Origin of the sequence: Nocardia pseudovaccinii NBRC 100343 (genome assembly GCF_001613225.1) — a bacterium.
In the GTDB taxonomy this organism is placed as follows: Bacteria; Actinomycetota; Actinomycetes; order Mycobacteriales; family Mycobacteriaceae; genus Nocardia; species Nocardia pseudovaccinii.
In genome coordinates this window covers 1-17,038 of record NZ_BDBY01000418.1, presented here as the reverse complement: position 1 = coordinate 17,038, position 17,038 = coordinate 1, and the positions used below count along the sequence as shown (strand labels likewise).

At 67.4% G+C, this 17,038-nt stretch carries 14 protein-coding genes; 5 read left to right on the top strand and 9 right to left on the bottom strand.

Translation table 11 applies throughout. From position 1 onward, the window contains the following. The 5 genes from NP3_RS44180 to NP3_RS44160 form a co-directional block, all read right to left on the bottom strand. The coding region (locus NP3_RS44180) for a translation initiation factor IF-2 N-terminal domain-containing protein (RefSeq protein WP_157124969.1) at positions 1 to 1,822 on the bottom strand (1,822 nt) is incomplete at its 3' end. A 416-nt stretch (positions 1,823 to 2,238) separates the two neighbouring features. Then, complete coding sequence (gene ndk, locus NP3_RS44175) at positions 2,239 to 2,655, bottom strand: nucleoside-diphosphate kinase (RefSeq protein WP_063047664.1); 417 nt, start codon at positions 2,653 to 2,655, stop codon at positions 2,239 to 2,241. A 45-nt stretch (positions 2,656 to 2,700) separates the two neighbouring features. Continuing rightward, positions 2,701 to 3,042, bottom strand: coding sequence for a DUF4233 domain-containing protein (locus NP3_RS44170; RefSeq protein WP_174566316.1), 342 nt, complete (start codon positions 3,040 to 3,042; stop codon positions 2,701 to 2,703). A 402-nt stretch (positions 3,043 to 3,444) separates the two neighbouring features. Next, positions 3,445 to 4,905, bottom strand: a complete 1,461-nt coding sequence (gene folC, locus NP3_RS44165; protein ID WP_084509670.1) for a bifunctional tetrahydrofolate synthase/dihydrofolate synthase — start codon at positions 4,903 to 4,905, stop codon at positions 3,445 to 3,447. Next, the gene (locus tag NP3_RS44160) at positions 4,902 to 7,580 is read right to left on the bottom strand and encodes a valine--tRNA ligase (protein ID WP_063047662.1); all 2,679 of its coding nucleotides are present in this window, start codon (positions 7,578 to 7,580) and stop codon (positions 4,902 to 4,904) included. The genes folC and NP3_RS44160 overlap by 4 nt, the downstream gene beginning before the upstream one ends. Before the next feature lie 415 nt (positions 7,581 to 7,995). Here NP3_RS44160 and NP3_RS44155 point away from each other — a divergent pair, with 415 nt between their 5' ends. Beyond that, complete coding sequence (locus tag NP3_RS44155) at positions 7,996 to 8,676, top strand: AAA family ATPase (protein ID WP_245721378.1); 681 nt, start codon at positions 7,996 to 7,998, stop codon at positions 8,674 to 8,676. 10 nt (positions 8,677 to 8,686) lie between these two features. Here NP3_RS44155 and NP3_RS44150 read toward each other — a convergent pair whose 3' ends face one another. Beyond that, positions 8,687 to 9,643 carry a YegS/Rv2252/BmrU family lipid kinase gene (locus NP3_RS44150; protein ID WP_063047661.1) on the bottom strand — a complete coding sequence of 319 codons (957 nt, stop codon included), beginning with the start codon at positions 9,641 to 9,643 and terminating at the stop codon, positions 8,687 to 8,689. Further along, a complete protein-coding gene (locus NP3_RS44145; RefSeq protein WP_063047666.1) occupies positions 9,640 to 11,217 on the bottom strand; it encodes an FAD-binding oxidoreductase in 1,578 nt (525 codons plus the stop codon). The genes NP3_RS44150 and NP3_RS44145 overlap by 4 nt, the downstream gene beginning before the upstream one ends. Before the next feature lie 152 nt (positions 11,218 to 11,369). On the opposite strand from NP3_RS44145, the gene NP3_RS44140 reads away from it, so the two are divergent. After that, positions 11,370 to 11,978, top strand: a complete 609-nt coding sequence (locus NP3_RS44140) for a TetR/AcrR family transcriptional regulator (protein WP_063047660.1) — start codon at positions 11,370 to 11,372, stop codon at positions 11,976 to 11,978. A gap of 28 nt (positions 11,979 to 12,006) precedes the next feature. Next, complete coding sequence (locus NP3_RS44135; RefSeq protein WP_063047659.1) at positions 12,007 to 13,560, top strand: glycerol-3-phosphate dehydrogenase/oxidase; 1,554 nt, start codon at positions 12,007 to 12,009, stop codon at positions 13,558 to 13,560. Between the two features lie 2 nt (positions 13,561 to 13,562). Here the strand turns inward: NP3_RS44135 and NP3_RS44130 are convergent, their stop codons facing one another. Both NP3_RS44130 and NP3_RS44125 read right to left on the bottom strand, forming a co-directional pair. After that, positions 13,563 to 14,105: a GNAT family N-acetyltransferase gene (locus tag NP3_RS44130; protein ID WP_373864838.1), complete on the bottom strand. Its 543-nt coding sequence runs from the start codon at positions 14,103 to 14,105 to the stop codon at positions 13,563 to 13,565. Positions 14,106 to 14,110: 5 nt separating this feature from the next. After that, positions 14,111 to 14,782 (bottom strand): TetR/AcrR family transcriptional regulator, encoded by a 672-nt coding sequence (locus NP3_RS44125; protein WP_063047658.1) that lies wholly within the window; start codon positions 14,780 to 14,782, stop codon positions 14,111 to 14,113. A 239-nt stretch (positions 14,783 to 15,021) separates the two neighbouring features. Between NP3_RS44125 and NP3_RS44120 the strand changes: the two genes are divergently transcribed. Continuing rightward, a complete protein-coding gene (locus NP3_RS44120) occupies positions 15,022 to 15,852 on the top strand; it encodes an SDR family oxidoreductase (RefSeq protein ID WP_063047657.1) in 831 nt (276 codons plus the stop codon). Positions 15,853 to 16,294: 442 nt separating this feature from the next. Beyond that, positions 16,295 to 17,038: hypothetical protein (locus NP3_RS44115; RefSeq protein ID WP_218025065.1), on the top strand; the 744-nt coding region annotated here is incomplete at its 3' end.

The window sequence follows — 17,038 nt, the reverse complement described above, 5'->3', positions numbered from 1 at the left end:
GGATGACCTTGACCAACAGGTCCGGCTCTTCGTACAGCGTCTTGGGCGCGCCGTTGTCCTTGGCCTCGGCGGCCTTCTCGATAGTGCGCCAGGTCGCCTGCAGCCGCTCGACGTCGCGAGCCAGCTCGGCCTCGCTGACGCCTTCCGACGCGGTGCGGATGATCACTCCGGCGTCGGCGGGCACGATATCGCGCAGGATCTCCTTGAGCCGCTTGCGCTCGGTATCGGGCAGCTTGCGGCTGATACCGGTCGACGAACCGCCGGGCACGTACACCAGGAAGCGTCCGGCCAGGCTGATCTGGGTGGTCAGCCGGGCGCCCTTGTGCCCGACCGGGTCCTTGGAGACCTGGACAAGTACCTGATCGCCGGGCTTGAGCGCCTGCTCGATCTTGCGCTCCTTACCGCCGAGACCGGCGGCCTCCCAGTTCACCTCACCGGCGTAGAGCACACCGTTGCGGCCGCGGCCGATGTCGACGAATGCCGCCTCCATCGAGGGCAGCACATTCTGCACCTTGCCGAGGTAGACATTGCCGACCATCGACGCCGAGCCGGTATTGGTGACGAAGTGCTCGACCAGGATGTTGTCCTCGAGCACCGCGACCTGGGTCGCGGTCGGGTGCTCCGAGAAGGTCTTCTCGCGCACGACCATGACCCGGTCCACCGCCTCGCGGCGGGCCAGGAACTCCGACTCGGTCAGGATCGGCGGGCGACGGCGACCGGCCTCGCGACCGTCACGCCGACGCTGCCGCTTGGCTTCGAGCCGGGTGGAACCGGTGATGCCCTGCACCTCGTCGACCGTGGCGCGGCTGCGGCTCTTATTGCGCGGCTCACGCTCGTGCACGACGGTATTCGGCGGATCGTCATCGGAGACGCCCTCGCTATCGGCGCCCTCCCCTGCCACCTTGCGGCGGCGGCGGCGACGGCGACGGCGACTCGACCCCTCCGGCACACCGGATTCGTCGTCCTCTGTCTCGGTGTCGTCGCCGGATTCGGCTTCGGCCTCGCTCTTGACCGCGGCCTGCTCGTCCTCGGCGCCCTCGTCGGCGGCTTCGGTGTCGTCGCCCTCGGATTCGGCGTCGGCGTGCTGTTCACCCCGGCCCCGCCCCCGGCCACGACGGCCACGCCGACGACGACGCGGCTGATCCGCCTCGCCCTGTTGTTCGGTCGCCTCGTCCTCGGTGGTTTCGGGCTCTTCCTCGACGGTTTCGACCGCGGTTTCCTCGGCGCGACGGCTGTCGCGCTCGGCCCGACGCTGCCGACGCGCCTCCTCGGCGGCCGCGGCGTCCGGCGGCAGGAACAGCGGTGCGGCGACCGAGGCTGCGGCCTCGAAAACGACCGGCGTCGCTACGTGCGGCTCCTGCGGAACCGAATGGGTGAACAGCTGCACCGACGGCTGATGCGCCGCGGGCTGCTCCCCCGATGCCAGCGATTCGGACTGGTCGATCGCCTGGTCCGGCGCGGAGAAAATGGGCCCCGGCTCGGGCTTGGCCGCAACCGCCTCCGGCGCAACCGGCTCGGTCGCTACCGGTTCCGGCGCAACCGGCTCGGGCTCGGCCGCAACCGGTTCTTGCGCGGCGGTCGCGGGCGCCTCGGGTTCGACGGCCTCCGATTCCACCGTGCCGAGCGCATCGCGGACAGATTCCGCTACCGCTCGATCGACATTCGATTGCGCACTACGTGCGTCGGCACCCAACTCGGCGAGCTTGGCCAGGATGCGTTTGCTGGTTACCCCCAGCCGCTTGGCAAGCGCGTGAACTCGGATTCGCTCCGGCAATTGTTCGGCATCCTGTGATGTTGTTGTCAGCGGCTCTTGATCGGCCACGAAGTCTCCTCGGGTCCCCGGGCGCGTCCCTCCTGGCAGGAGTGACGCGGCCGACGCGGGGGCACTGTCCGTTCACCTCACGCGGTTGGCGCGAGGTCAAGTGGTCTCGCCCCGCGTGCCCGGTTAACACCCATGGTTTTCGTCGGTCGGGCTAACTGGTCACGCGGCGCCTGGCTGTTGGCTGAACTCCACGGCGCGAGCGCTCATCCAGCGTGCCGACGCGAACCTCCGGCCCCAGCAACGGGCCAGTTGTTCGTAGCAGCGATGATCGGCATCGAACCGCAGTGTCATCCGGTTACCGTCCGGCACCGATCGTCCGCGTACCTGCGCGAACAGTCGGTATCGTCAGCAACCACTGCCAGTATCCCACACAGTGCGGCGACGTCTCTCCATCGCCGCACTCTCAGGGCCCTACATCAGGCCGGGAACTCGGGAAACCAGAGAGCGATTTCCCGCTTGGCCGATTCCGGCGAATCGGAGCCGTGCACCAGGTTCTCCTGGGTCTCCAGCGCGAGGTCGCCACGAATGCTGCCGGGGACGGCCTTCTCGACCGGATCGGTGCCGCCCGCGATCTGTCGGAACGCCGCAATGGCGCGCGGACCCTGCAGGATGGCCGCGACGACCGGGCCGGAGGTGATGAACTCGATCAAGGAACCGAAGAACGGCTTCTCGGCATGTTCGGCGTAGTGGCCGCGCGCCAACTCGTCGGATACCTGCTTCAGCTCCAGGGCGGCGATCTTCAGCCCCTTGCGCTCGATCCGGGCCAGCACCTCACCGACGAGGCCACGGGCCACACCGTCCGGCTTGATGAGTACCAACGTCTGCTCAGTCACGGCGCACAGCCTAATAGGCGATACCCCCGGTTACCGAACCGGCGGCTACGAAGAGCCCTGGATGCGCTGACTGGGCAGCAGGCCGAGCTCCATCCGGCGCTTGACGTCCGCGCGCAGCACCAGGATGAAGCCCCAGACGACGGCGAAGAAGACACCCATAACGCCGATGGAGATGTGCACGAAGACGCCGAGGATCAGCAGGACCTGCAGGCCCAGATTGAACGGGATGGCCCATGGGCGGCGTTGCAGTCCGGCGCCGAGGATCATCACCAGCGCGAGGACGACGAGGTAGCTGCCGGAGAACCAGCCGATACCGCCGCCGACGGATCCGACCACGGGCAATGCGAGCAGCACCGTGATCGCCTCGAGGATCAGCGTGCCCGCCATGACGCCGCGCAGCCCCTTCCACGGGTCTGCCGCGGGCGGGCGGACCTGCGGCTCGCCGTCGGCCCGCTCGGGCTCGGCGGCGTCGCCGGTCGACTCGGTCACGCTGTCTCCTTCTCGGCATTCGCGGGCCCCACGTGCTTACGCATGCTGCCGCATCCGAACGGCGCGGCTCATGCTGTGTTCATTGCGGCATTCGCGGGACCCTCCGTGGTTACGCACGCTGCCTCCTCCGGGCCTGACGCTCACGACTGCGCCTCGCTGACGCTCAGCTCCGTCGTGCGCGATTGCGCACTGTACTGATGGTTCACTCGCTGACGCTCGCTCACGACTGCGCCTCGCTGACGCTCAGCTCCGTCATGCGCGAAGGCGCACTGTACTGATGGTTCACACGCTGACGCTCGCTCACGCCGGGTCCTTCCCGAACAGAGCGCGCGCCGCACCGGCAGTGACCACGGATCCGGTCACGACGACGCCCGCGCCGGAAACCATTTCGCCCGCATCGCCGACCTCCTCGGCGATGGCAATGGCCGTTTCCAGCGCATCGGGCAGGGTCTCGGCGGTGACCACTCGTTCGTCACCGAAGCGCTGCACCGCGAGGTCGGCGAGACGTTCGACATCCATGGCGCGCGGCGAACCATTGTTGGTGACGACGATCTCGTCGAATACCGGTTCCAGCGCGTCCAGTATGCCCGCCACGTCCTTGTCGCCGAGCACCGCGACGACGCCGACCAGCTTGCGGAAGTCGAATTCGGCGGTCAGCGTCGCGGCCAGGGCCTGCGCGCCCGCCGGATTGTGCGCGGCGTCGATGAAGATGGTCGGGGCATTGCGCATGCGCTCCATCCGGCCGGGGCTGGTGACACTCGCGAAGCCCGCCCGCACGGCCTCGATATCGAGCTGCCGATCCGCACCGGCACCGAAGAACGCCTCGACCGCGGCCAGCGCGAGTACCGCATTGCGGGCCTGGTGCTCACCGTGCAGCGGCAGGAAGATCTCGTCGTAAATCCCTCCGAGACCCTGTAATTCGAGCTGCTGGCCACCGACCGCGATCTGGCGGGCCAGCACCCGGAACTCCGAACCCTCGCGCGCCACCGCGGCATCGACCTCGACGGCCCGGCGCAGCAGCACATCCATGGCCTCGGGTTCCTGTTCGGCGATGACGGCGACGGTATCGCGCGGTACCAGGCTCTCTGGGGCACGTTTGATGATCCCGGCCTTCTCCCCCGCGATGGAAGCGAGATCGTCGCCGAGGAAATCGGTGTGATCCAGCCCGATCGGGGTGATCACCGCGACCTGTCCGTCGATGACATTGGTCGCGTCCCATCGGCCGCCCATGCCGGTCTCGACGACGGCGACATCCACCGGCGCCTCCGCGAACGCGGCATAGGCCATGCCGGTGAGCACCTCGAACTTGCTCATGGCCGGACCGTCGGCGGCGGCGGACTGCTTATCGATCATTTCGATATAGGGCAGCAGTTCGCGGTAGGTCTCCACATACTTGGCCGGGGTGATCGGCGCGTTGTCGATGCTGATCCGCTCGGTGGCCAGCTGTAGATGCGGGCTGGTGATCCGGCCGGTACGCCGGTGCAGCGCGGTCAGCAGCGCATCGATCATCCTGCTCACCGAGGTCTTGCCATTGGTGCCCGCGATGTGGATGGCCGGATAGTTCTGCTGGGGCGAGCCGAGCAGATCCATCAGCGTCGCGATGCGGGTGAGCGAGGGCTCGATCTTGGTCTCCGGCCAGCGCCGATCCAATTCCGCCTCGACCAACGCCATTTCGGCTAGGTCCACCGGGGACGGTCCCGAGCCGAGCCGCCGCTTCGGGTGCTCGTCGTCGGCGTACTGGGGTTCCGGTTCGGCGTTCATTTGCCGCTCAATTCCGCGAGCCGGGCACCGATGCGCGCGACCTCGCCCTCGGCGACATCGCGACGTCCCTTGATCTTGTCGACCACCTGATCCGGCGCCTTGGCCAGGAACGCCTCGTTACCGAGTTTGGCTGTGGTGGTAGCCAATTCCTTCTCGGCCGCGGCGAGGTCCTTCTCCAGGCGGCGGCGTTCGGCATCGAGGTCGACCGCGCCGGAGGTGTCGAGCTCGACCGTCACGGTGGACCCACTCAGGCGCACCTCGACCGAGGCGGTCGCGGTGAATTCGGCACCGGGCTCGGTGAGCCGGGCCAGGTTGGTCACCGAATCGTGCAGTTCGGTGAGGCCCGCGGTATCCAAGCCGATCAGCTTGGCCGCCACCTTCTGTTTATCGGCCAGCCCCTGATCGCTGCGGAAGCGACGGATCTCGGTGATCAACCGCTGTGCGTCCGAAATACGTTGTGTAGCAAACGCGTCCGTGGCCACACCGGTGGCCTCCGGCCAGGTGGCGACGACGACGGATTCGCCGCCGGTCAGCGCCCGCCACAGCGATTCGGTGACGAACGGGATGACCGGATGCAGCAGCCGCAGCACCGCGTCGAGCACATTGCCGAGCACGATGCTGGTCGACTCGGCGCGCGAACCACCGGCGGCGAACTGTACCTTGGACAGTTCCAGATACCAGTCGCACAGCTCGTCCCAGGCGAAGTGGTACAGCGCCTCGCACGCCTTGCCGAATTCGTAGGCGTCGAAGGCCGAATCCACCTCGGCGCGAACCTGTTCGAGCCGATCGATGATCCAGCGGTCGGCGTCGGTGAGTTCGGAACGATCGGGCATCGCGCCAGGCCGCGCGCCGTTCATGAGCGCGAACTTGGTGGCGTTGAACAGCTTCGTCACGAAGCTGCGCGAGGCGAGGGCATGCGATTCGCCGACCGAGAGGTCGCCGCCGGGCTGCGCACCGCGCGCCAGCGTGAAGCGCAGCGCGTCCGCGCCGTAGGAGTTGATCCAGTCGAGCGGGTCGATGCCGTTGCCGCGCGACTTGGACATCTTTTTGCCGTACTGATCGCGAATCAGGCCGTGCAGGAACACATCCTGGAACGGCACCTGCTTCGCGCCGCCCTTACCCGCGGTGAGCACATGATCGTCGGAGACGAAGGTGCCGAACATCATCATCCGAGCCACCCAGAAGAACAGGATGTCGTAGCCGGTGACGAGAACGCTTGTCGGATAGAACTTCTGGAGCTCCTCGGTGGAATCGGGCCAGCCCATGGTGGAGAAGGGCCACAGGCCGGAGGAGAACCAGGTGTCGAGCACATCCGGGTCCTGCACCCAGCCCTCGGGGGCGGTCTCGTCCGGACCGACGCAGACCACCTCGCCGTCGGGGCCGTACCAGATCGGGATGCGGTGGCCCCACCACAGCTGCCGCGAGATGCACCAGTCGTGCATGTTGTCGACCCATTCGAACCAGCGCGGTTCCTGGCTGGTCGGGTGGATCACGGTGTCGCCGTTGCGAACCGCGTCACCGGCGGCCTTAGCCAGCGACTCCACCTTGACCCACCACTGCATGGAAAGGCGCGGTTCGATCGCCTCGCCGCTGCGCTCGGAATGTCCGACACTGTGCGGGTACGGCCGCTTCTCGGCGGCGATCCGGCCCTCGGCCGCGAGCCGCTCGCGCACTTTGACCCGTGCTTCGAACCGGTCCATACCGTCGAATTCGGTTCCGGTGCCGATAATCCGGGCGCGCTCGTCCATGATGTTCGGCATGGGCAGGTTGTGCCGCAGGCCCATCTCGAAGTCGTTGGGGTCGTGTGCCGGGGTGATCTTCACTGCGCCGGTACCGAATTCGGGATCGACGTAGTCGTCGGCGATGATCGGGATCTGACGACCGGTGATCGGATGTTCGAGGGTGCTGCCGATCAGATCCTGGTAGCGCGGATCCTCTGGATGCACCGCCACCGCGGTATCGCCGAGCATGGTCTCCACCCGGGTGGTGGCCACGATCACGTGCGGCTCATCGTCTTTCAGCGAGCCGTAGCGCAGCGAGACCAACTCGCCCTCGACATCCTCGAATTTGACCTCGATATCGGAGATGGCGGTGCGCAGTTCCGGCGACCAGTTGACCAGACGCTCGGCCCGGTAGATCAGGCCCGCGTCGTACAGGCGCTTGAAGATGGTCTGCACGGCCCGCGAGAGCCCGTCGTCCATGGTGAAGCGGTCGCGGCTCCAGTCGACGCCGTCGCCGAGGGCGCGCATCTGCCACTGGATCTGTCCGCCGGATTCGCGCTTCCAGTCCCAGACCTTGTCGATGAACAGTTCGCGGCCGAAGTCTTCCTTGGTCTTGCCGTCGACCGCGAGCTGCTTCTCCACGATGGTCTGGGTGGCGATGCCCGCGTGGTCCATGCCCGGCAGCCACAGCACCTCGTAACCCTGCATGCGCTTGCGGCGCGAAAGGGTGTCCATCAGGGTGTGGTCGAGTGCGTGGCCCATGTGCAGGCTGCCTGTGACGTTCGGCGGGGGCAGCACGATCGAGTAACCGGGCTTGTCACTGGCGGCATCGGCGGCGAAGTAGCCAGCCGCTACCCAGCGCTCGTACATCTCGGCCTCGACCTCGCTGGGAACCCAGCTCTTGGGGAGGGCATCGGCACGATTACGCGGGTTGTCAGGGGCTGCGCTGGTCACCCAGGCATTCTAGTGGGATGCCCGCTGAGCTCATAAAAGGGCCGGGGCATAAAAGCGGCGGAGTCTTCGGTGGATGAGGGACACCGAAGACTCCGCCTACACCTGGAGAGCTTACCGTCGAAACCGGCCCGAGCCCCGAATCCACAACTAATTCTCAGCTTCTTGACGAGTTCATTACGCGGTCACCGGAACGGCACTTTCTCCGCCCCTGACGGCGCATCTGATGCCCGGACACCCCGGACCCCGCGCCGACTGGAAGGGCAGTGACAACCCAGCTGTGCTTGTGCGCGAGCAGGGCTCCGCAGTGGGGGATGACCCGTGGGGCGGCGGGCGGTACCCAATCTCATGAAATAGCCAGCAAGAATCAGGGTTTTCCCGGTTGCCTAATCGAATCCGGCTGGGGAGCCTGGAAGAGGTGAACCCTCCGCTTGATTCGCCTTATCCCGGTTCGCAACCGCGACTCCCCGATATCCGTGTCCTAACACCGGATTCCGTGCACGATCTGCGCGGCCGCACGATCGAGGAACTGCGGTATCCAGCGAGGACGGCACTGCTGGTGGCCGGGATTCCGGGGGCGGGCAAGAGCACGGCGTTGCGATTGTTCTTCGGCGCGCAGGCCGATGCCGAGGAGCCGCCGCGTGGCCCCGAGGGCACGGTGGTGCTCGATTCGCACCATTCCCGAAACCGTTGGCGGCACAAGCTCGGTCGGCTCCCGTATCCGCTGTGGCGGCCGGTGGTACATGTGGCGCATTACGCCGGAATCCGGGCCGCGCTGCGCGACGGCACCGGACCTGTGGTGATCCATGATTGCGCCACCTTCGGCTGGGCCAGACGAATGATCGGCCGCTGGGCAAGACGCTACGGCCAGGAACTACACGTGATCCTGCTCGATGTGCCCGCCGGTGTCGCGCGCGCCGGTCAGCACGCCCGCGGACGCCGGATCAATCCGGTCTTCTTCACCCTGCACTGCCGACGCTGGGATCGCCTCATCCGCGCTGTCGACTCCGGTCGCCCACCTCCGCCCGAGCCGGTGTCGACGGTCGTCCTCGACCGGACCGCCATCGACCACATGGGCCGGGTCAGTTTCGCGGCTTGACCAGTAGCAATCATGGAACCAGCACGGTAAGCGCGCCGGGGACCGCGCGGAGCGAGACGGGCAGGGTGCCCGCCGGTTCGCCGTCTGCGGTGGCGGGAGCGCCGGGAGCGGTCAGCGTCACCTGAGCGACGCGATACTGCTTGGACTCCGGGTGATCGATTCGCTTACCCGCCGACAGAGCGGGCAGCAGGCGCAGCATATCCAGGCGCGAAACCGCGCCTACGACAGTCAGATCAAGGAGCCCGTCGTCCATGACCGCGTCCGGGCAGACCCGCATACCGCCGCCGTAGGTGCGGGTATTGCCGATGGCCACCATGACCGCGTCGGTCTCGATGACGGTGTCGGCGTCAGGATTGTCGAGTGCACCGGGTACAACGCCGGACAGCTCGATTCGGTACGGCACGGTGAAGCGGCCGGATATCTCGGCCAGTGCGGCGAAGGTGTAGCGCAGCGGCCCCTTGGGCCAGCGCATATCGTTGGCGCGCAAAGTGACTCGCGCATCGAAGCCGGTGCCGGTGACGGTGGCGAACCACTTGGGTGTGAATCCGGGCGCGGGCGATTCGATGCGGCCGAGGTCGATGGTCCGGGTGCGACCGCCGAGGATAAGGTCCGCGGCCGCGACGGGATCGTTGGTGGGCACGCCGATTTCGCGCGCGAGATCGTTGCCGGTGCCCGCGGGAACCAAACCGAGCGGCACGCCTGTCTGCGCGATGGCTTCCAGTACGACGTTCATCAACCCGTCACCGCCGATACAGACCACGGCGTCCGGCTTGGCGCTTCCGTTGATCGAATTCTGCACCTGACGCACGGATTCGGCGGCCGAAGGTGCGCGCACCTCGGTGACCTCGACCCCCTGTGCGGCGAGGCGCGCCAGCGCGGCCGTGGCCACCTCGTGCCCCCTGCCGACGCCGGACTGCGGGTTGGTCACCACGGTAACCGCACGCACCGGGCGCGAATCCTGTGTCACGGAACCAGCTTTCCAGGGTTGAGGATGCCCGCCGGGTCCAATTCCCGCTTCACCGCGCGCAGCACGCGCACGCCCAGATCGCCGATCTCGTCCGGAATCCAGGGGCGGTGGTCGGTACCGACCGCGTGATGGTGGGTGATGGTGCCGCCCGCGGCCACGATCGCGTCACCGACCGCGCGTTTCGCGATATGCCACTGGGCGATCGGATCGTCCAACTGCTTGGCGATGACGGTGAAATACAGCGAAGCCCCGGTCGGATAGGTGTGCGAGATGTGGCACATCACCAGCGGCGGGGTGCCCTGCCCGGCAAGCGAATCCGTCAGCGCCGCGGTCACCTTCGCCTTGAGCTCGGCCAGATTCGACCAGGTGGTCGCGGTTTCCAGCGTTTCGCACAGCACGCCGAGATCGAGCAGCGCATCGCGCATATAGGGCGCGGCGAAACGCCCGTGCTCCCACTCCTCGGCCGGAATCCGGCCGAGCGCATTCCCGCCTGCCTCGATGAGCAGTGCACCCGCCTCGGCGCGACGGGCCGCGACGTGGGCCTCGGTGCCTTCGAAGGTGGTGATGGCAAGGCAACCCGCCACCGCCGCACCACCGATATCCGCGGATCGGGCCAGGTTGACGCCGGTCTCGACCTCATCCGACAGGCGCAACACCGTCGGTGCCGCACCAGCCTGGACCACCGACCGCAGTGCGGCGGCTCCGGTTTCGAAGTCCGGAAACGACCAGGCCTGGTAGCCGATGGTCTCCGGCATCGGGTGCACCCGCAGCGTGACCTCCGTGATCACACCGAGCGCTCCCTCCGACCCGACGAACAGTTCACGCAGGTCCGGGCCCGCGGCGGAGGCGGGTGCGCGGCCGAGTTCGATGGTGCCGCTGGGGGTCGCGATCTTCAGGTGCTGGACCATGTCGTCGAAGCGGCCGTAGCCCGCCGATGCCTGACCGGAGGACCGGGTTGCGGCGAATCCGCCGATGCTGGCGAATTCGAAGCTCTGTGGGAAGTGGCCGAGCGAAAGTCCATGGGCGGCAAGCAGTTCCTCGGCCTTGGGACCGGTGAGTCCCGCACCGAGGGTGGCGGTGCCGCTGACCGGGTCGATCTCCGAAATACCGTCCAGGCGGCGCAGATCCAGCGCGATGACGGTGTCGAAGCGACCGCGGACCGGATCGACGCCGCCCACCACACTGGTACCGCCGCCGAACGGGACGACCGCGATGGCATTGTCGGCGCAGTAACCGAGCACCGCGAGTACCTGTTCGTGATCGGCGGGGAAGACGACGGCATCGGGCGCGTCCTGCGGGGCGTGGGCGCGACGGCGCAGCAGGTCGGGGGTGCTCTTACCGCCCGCGTGCAGCAGACGATCGTGGTGGTCGACCGAAATGCTGCCCACGCCGACCACCGCGACCAACCCGTCCCGTTGAGCCGACGTCAGTGTCGACTCGCGTAGCGGCACATCGCCCTCATCGCGGCGCGCCACCGGGTCACCGGACACTCCGAATACCTGCGTCAACAGGTTCCGAATCGAAGCCGAAAGCGGCTTGTGTCCGGCGGGGATGCCCCAGGCGTCCCAAACCATACTCGCCGCGTATGTCGGCGCGCCCGGGTTTGCGGCGGGCGCCCCGGTCCCGGACGATCCGATTTCGTCGGTGTGCTGTTGCGTCTCGACCATACGTTACAGTTTGACATATACTGTCAAGCAGTAACGAACAGACATGGTGGTGATACTCGATGACCTCCGCAGCGTCCACCCCCGATGACGCGCTCTCGGCGACCGATCTCGCGATCCTCGACGCGGCCAGGGCCTGCGTGGAGGAGTTCGGGGTGCGCCGCACCACGCTCACCGAGGTGGCCCGCCGCGCCGGCGTCAGCAGGCCGACCGTCTACCGGCGCTGGCCCGATACCGGATCGCTGGTGGCCGAACTGCTGGTGCGCGAACTGCGCGCGATCGTCGCCGACACCATGCCTGCCGCGGGCGACGCGCGCACCAGGCTGGTCGAGGGCGTGGTCGCGGGGGCGGCGACAATTCGCTCGAATCCATTGTTCGGCAAGATCTTTCGCACCGATACCGATCTGATGCTGACCTATGTCTTCGGCCGCCTCGGTCGCAACCAGCGCGCGCTGATCGAGCTGTTCGGTGCGGGCATCCGGGAAGGCCACCGGGACGGCACGATTCGCGCGGGTGATCCAGAACAGATGGCGACAATGCTGCTACTCATCGCACAGTCGGCGGTGCAATCGGCCGGTACGGTCGCGCAGCTGCTGGCCGGGCCTGCGCTGGATACCGAATTGACCCGTGCGATCGACGGCTACCTGGCTCCTGTCGAGAAGGCGCGATGACCTCCGTACGCCATCGAAAAGGATTGTAATGACTGCGAATTCGGCTGATGTCCACGGCAATTCCGCGCTGAATGCCGAACGCCGCAACCGTGAACTGCAGCTGCTCGGCGACGGCGGCGAAATCGATGTGCTGGTGATCGGCGGCGGCGTGACCGGCGCCGGAGCGGCGCTCGACGCCGCCGCACGCGGGCTGCGAACCGTGCTGGTGGAGCGGCACGATCTGGCCTTCGGCACGAGCCGGTGGAGTTCGAAGCTGGTGCACGGCGGACTCCGGTATCTGGCCAGCGGACAGGTCGGCATCGCACACGAAAGCGCGGTCGAGCGAGGGATTCTGATCACCACCACCGCACCGCATCTCGTTCGTCCCCTGCCGCAGCTGGTGCCGCTGCTTCCGGAAATCGGTATCGCACAACGGACTTTGATTCGCGCGGGCTTCGTCGCGGGGGATGTGCTGCGCCGCAGTGCGGGCACTTCGCCCGCGACACTGCCGCGTTCGCGTCGGGTCGCCACCGCCGAGGCGCTGCGGTTGGCGCCGACCGTCCGTCGCGACGGGTTGCGTGGCGGCCTGCAGGCTTGGGATGGACAGCTGGTGGACGATGCGCGGCTGGTAGTGGCGCTGGCTCGTACCGCGGCGGCACAGGGCGCGACGGTCCTGACGCGCGCGGAAGCCCTTGATGTGACCGGCGATTCGGCCACCCTGCGCGACACCCTGACCGGCGACACCATGTCCGTCCGGACGCGGACCGTCATCAATGCCACCGGCGTCTGGGCCGACCAAGTCGACCCGAGCATCGAACTCCGTCCGAGTCGCGGCACCCACCTGGTCTTCGACGCCGAATCATTCGGCGGCCTGACCGCCTCGCTGACCGTCCCCGTACCCGGCAGCACCAGCCGCTTCGTCTTCGCCTTCCCCGCCGCGCACGGCCGGGTCTACGTCGGTCTCACCGATGAGGACGCCCCCGGTCCGGTCCCCGACGAGCCGAAGCCCACCGAAACGGAAATCGATTTCCTTCTCGAAACCATCAATACCGCTCTCCGAGAGCCGCTGGCCCGCAAGGATATTCGCGGGACCTACGCCGGGCTGCGACCGCTGCTGAAGACATCCGCCAACAGCACCGCAGATATTTCCCGCCGACACGCGGTCCTGCACTCCCCCACCGGCGTCGTCACCATTGTCGGCGGCAAACTCACCACTTACCGCCAGATGGCCGAGGACGCCGTCGACGCGGCCATCGCGCACGGCAACCTCACCGCTGGGCCGTGCCGAACCAAGCGACTTCCGTTGGTCGGCGCGGTCTCCGGCGCCGCACGCGACCGCATCAACGCCGCGCCAGTGCTGGTCGAGCGCTACGGCAGCGAGTCTGCGTCGGTAGCCGAGCTGGCGGACCGGAATCCCGCCCTCGCCGAACAGGTGGCGCCCGGCATCGATGTCACCGCAGCCGAATTCGCCTTCGCGATCACCCACGAAGGCGCCCTCGACACCGACGATCTGCTGGACCGCCGCACCCGGATCGGTCTCGTCCCCGAGGACCGCGCCGCGGCCGTGCCCGCGGCGGAGGCCGCCTTCGCGCGGCAGCATTAGCTTCAGTCCAGCTGCCAGGCGTCGAGTTCGGCTCGCATGGCGGCGCGCGGCCAGAGGTCGAGGCCGTGCGCGGCCTCGGCGGCACGGATTTCGCGTAGTTCCGCGGTCTCTTCGGCGGCGCTCAGAAAGCGGAAGCCGAGCCGTTCGTAGTACGGGCCGTTCCAGGCCACATCGACGAAGGTGGTCAGCGTGATCGCTTGCATCCCTTGGGCTTTCGCCCAGCGCACGGCATGGTCGATGAGCCGTTTGCCGATCCGCTTGCCCGCGTGATCCGGATCCACCGAGACCTGGTCGATGTGGGCGTTACCGTCGACGATTCCGAGGATCAGGTAGCCGATCGGGCGACCCGCGTCGTCGGGGTAGATCCAGGCGCGGCCCGCCCGCTGGAAGTCCCGGAGCGTATCCAGTGACGGCGGCTCGTCATCGGCAACGGCCATCATGCCGATGTCGGCGAATGGTTTACCCGCCACACGCTCGATATCTTGCAGTGTCGGCAGGTCGTCCTCGACCGCCGGTCGAATCATCCGCATGGACGATTCTCCCACGACATTCATTCGACCGGAGTCGCCAGGATGCCGTTGACCAGTGCACGGAGCGCCCAGCGGGACCGATCGTCGCCGCCGCCCGCCAGCATCTGTTCGCGCATGCCGACCAGCGTCGGGTATCGGTCGGCGGGGAGTTCGGCGAAGTGCCGGGCGACCTCGGCGACATAGTCCTGCTCGTTGGCGTCCCTGGTGTTGTATGCGCTCTGCTCCACGGCCTGCGCGGAAATATGCAGGTAGATCAGGTCGACGGCCCAGGAATTGGTCTGCGGGTCCACGCCGCCCTCGGCGAGCAGGGCCAGTAGCCGCTCGACGATCAGCAAGGCATTCGGGCTCGTCGGTATCGAGCCGAGCGCGACAAGTGCGAGCCCTTCGTGTTTGGACATCACATCCACCGTCGTCTCGACCAGTGTCGTGAGGCGCTCGCGCCAGGTGTCGCCGGTCGGCTCGGGCACCGTGCCGAGCACGTGATCGAGCATGGCTGCCATCAGGTCGTCGCGGTTGGCGACGTAGACGTAGAGCGAGGCGGCACCGGTATCGAGGTCCTGCGCGACGCGGCGCATGGTGAGGGCGGCCAAGCCGTCGCGGTCGAGGATGCGCAAACCGGTTTCGATGATGACGTCACGACTGAGGGGTGCCTTCGCGGGACGGGCCCGGCGGCTGACGGGTGTGGCGCTCATACCCCGGAGCATACGCCTTGACGAACACTGTTTGACACGAACGGTGTTCGTTTCATATGGTTCACCTGCAACTCGCCATGCAGCCGCCATCACGACGGTGTACGTCCACACGGTCGGCTCAGGTGAGGCGCACGTACTTCGTGATCGTCACCCGGATCACACTGCTCAGCCTCGCGCTGGTGCGACTGCTATCGCGCCACGCTCAGGCCGAACAGCAGAACTGACCCCAAGGACTTCTCATGATTCTCATTACCGGAGGCCGCGGCGCGGTCGCCACCGATCTCCTATCCTTGCTTCGCGCCGACGGCCATGCCGTCCAGGTCGGCTCCCGACGTGCTGAGCAACTTCCCGCGGGAGTGCCCGCCGTCGCATGCGACCTGCGGGACCCGGGCACCTTCGCAGCCGCGCTCGACGGCGTCAGCTCGGTGTTCCTGTATGCCGAACCCGAATGCAGCACCGAATTCGTCTCCGCCGCAGCCGAAGCCGGAGTCGATCACATCGTGTTGCTTTCCTCGTCCGCGGTGCTCGATCCGGATGCGACCAGCAATCCGGTCGCGAAATCCCACCTCGACGCCGAGCTCGGACTCGCCGACGCACCGATGACCGTCTCCGTGCTGCGTCCCGGCGCTTTCGCGGGCAATGCCCGCGGCTGGTCGTTCGCGATCAAGGCCGACCGCCCGGTCAGCCTCCCCTACCCCGATGCCTACGCCGATCCGATCCACGAACTCGACGTCGCCGAGTGCGCCCATGCGCTGCTCACGAAACCGGACCACCGTGGTGGCGTCTACACCCTCACCGGCCCGCAGACCTTGACGTTCACCGCACAGATCGACCTGATCACAAAGGTCACCGGACGCGCCGCGACCATCGTCCACGTCACCCCCGACGCATGGAAACAGGAGGTGGCCGAATTCATTCCCGCCCACTACGCCGACGGGCTCCTCGACTACTGGCGCCGCTGCGACGGCGTTCCGACCCCGATCACCGACACCGTCACCACCCTCACCGCCCATCCCGCCCGGCCCTTCACCACCTGGCTCGAAGACCATGCGTCCGAGTTCATCGGCTGAACCTTCCCGGCTGGTCGTGCACGGCAGATCGATCCCACGATCCAGCACATGGATCACTTCGTGCGCCTTGGTCGTTCGCCGGTCGCCTAGCGTCAACGCGCTGCTAGTGCGGCGTCCAGCTGGCTTCTGAGGCAATCGCGATCCGTCGAGCTCTGTCATATGGCGGCGCCGCAGGACGTGTCGTGCCGCGTTTCGACTGCTCTCGGCGGGCGAACCGGACCTGATGCGCGGCAACCCATCTGGACGCGGTACTAGCTCGCAGCGGGCAGCACTTGCGCGAGGGAGCCCTTGGATTCGTGGCATCGAGTGATGCACGACACTTCGTCGGTCGGAGCGGATAAAGATCATTGCGCGTTCGCGCTCGCGGTTCTTCGAGGGCCGGTGTCGGGTGCTCGGCACGTTCTATGCTGGACGCCGGTAGTGGTCCGGGAAGGAGGCGCGAGTGCGGAATGACGCGCCGACGGTGGGGATTGCGCGGGGCGATGGTCTGATCGCACGCTTCGGTGCGGTTGTCGTGTATCTCGCGGGCGAATCCCCTTCCACGGACCGGATACTCGGTGCGATCGAGGCCGTGGCCGATACGCGCCATCCCGGGGCGGCGATCGCACAGCGGCTGGCCGCAGTGGTTTTCGGCGGCAATTCCGAATCGCCACCGTTCGGCGTCATCGCACCTACGGCGGACGGCACCGTCATTCTGCTGCGCGGGCAGGTCAGCGCGGAGATCCAAGGCGCGGAGGGAACCCGGCGACTCTCCGGAGCACGCGCGTTCACCTGGGTAGACGAAATCGTGCGAGAACCGGTGCGCCGGATCTCGGTCGGCGCCGATGCCGCCTTTCCGATCCACGAACTCCCACGCACCGACCTGCGTGCCGGCATCGTCCCCGGCAGCGGCTTCGTCCTGCGCATAGCAGCCCGCCGCACCGGAAAATCCGCAGCCACCCGAGCCCGCACCACCGCCAACCCCACCGCCGAGCCGCCACCCACCGCTCCGGCCGGACTGGAAGCCCTGCGCGAGCCGACCGCGAAATCCGAGCCCACCCCGACCGGCCAACGCGTCGGCACGCCCCGCCCCGCCAAATCTGCCGAGCTCAGCGCGTCATCGCAAGCCACCGAGACCGCACGCTCATCCGAATCAACCCAACATTCCACTGCACAGTCCGCCGCCCATGGACAGCCGGGAGGCTCC

Excerpts from the sequence above, each read along its gene's own strand:
- NP3_RS44125 (WP_063047658.1), bottom strand. The coding sequence starts at position 14,782 with ATGAGCGCCACACCCGTCAGCCGCCGGGCCCGTCCCGCGAAGGCACCC.
- NP3_RS44145 (WP_063047666.1), bottom strand. The coding sequence starts at position 11,217 with ATGGTTTGGGACGCCTGGGGCATCCCCGCCGGACACAAGCCGCTTTCG.
- NP3_RS44120 (WP_063047657.1), top strand. The coding sequence starts at position 15,022 with ATGATTCTCATTACCGGAGGCCGCGGCGCGGTCGCCACCGATCTCCTA.
- folC (WP_084509670.1), bottom strand. The coding sequence starts at position 4,905 with ATGAACGCCGAACCGGAACCCCAGTACGCCGACGACGAGCACCCGAAG.
- NP3_RS44135 (WP_063047659.1), top strand. The coding sequence starts at position 12,007 with ATGACTGCGAATTCGGCTGATGTCCACGGCAATTCCGCGCTGAATGCC.
- NP3_RS44170 (WP_174566316.1), bottom strand. The coding sequence starts at position 3,042 with ATGGCGGGCACGCTGATCCTCGAGGCGATCACGGTGCTGCTCGCATTG.
- NP3_RS44140 (WP_063047660.1), top strand. The coding sequence starts at position 11,370 with ATGACCTCCGCAGCGTCCACCCCCGATGACGCGCTCTCGGCGACCGAT.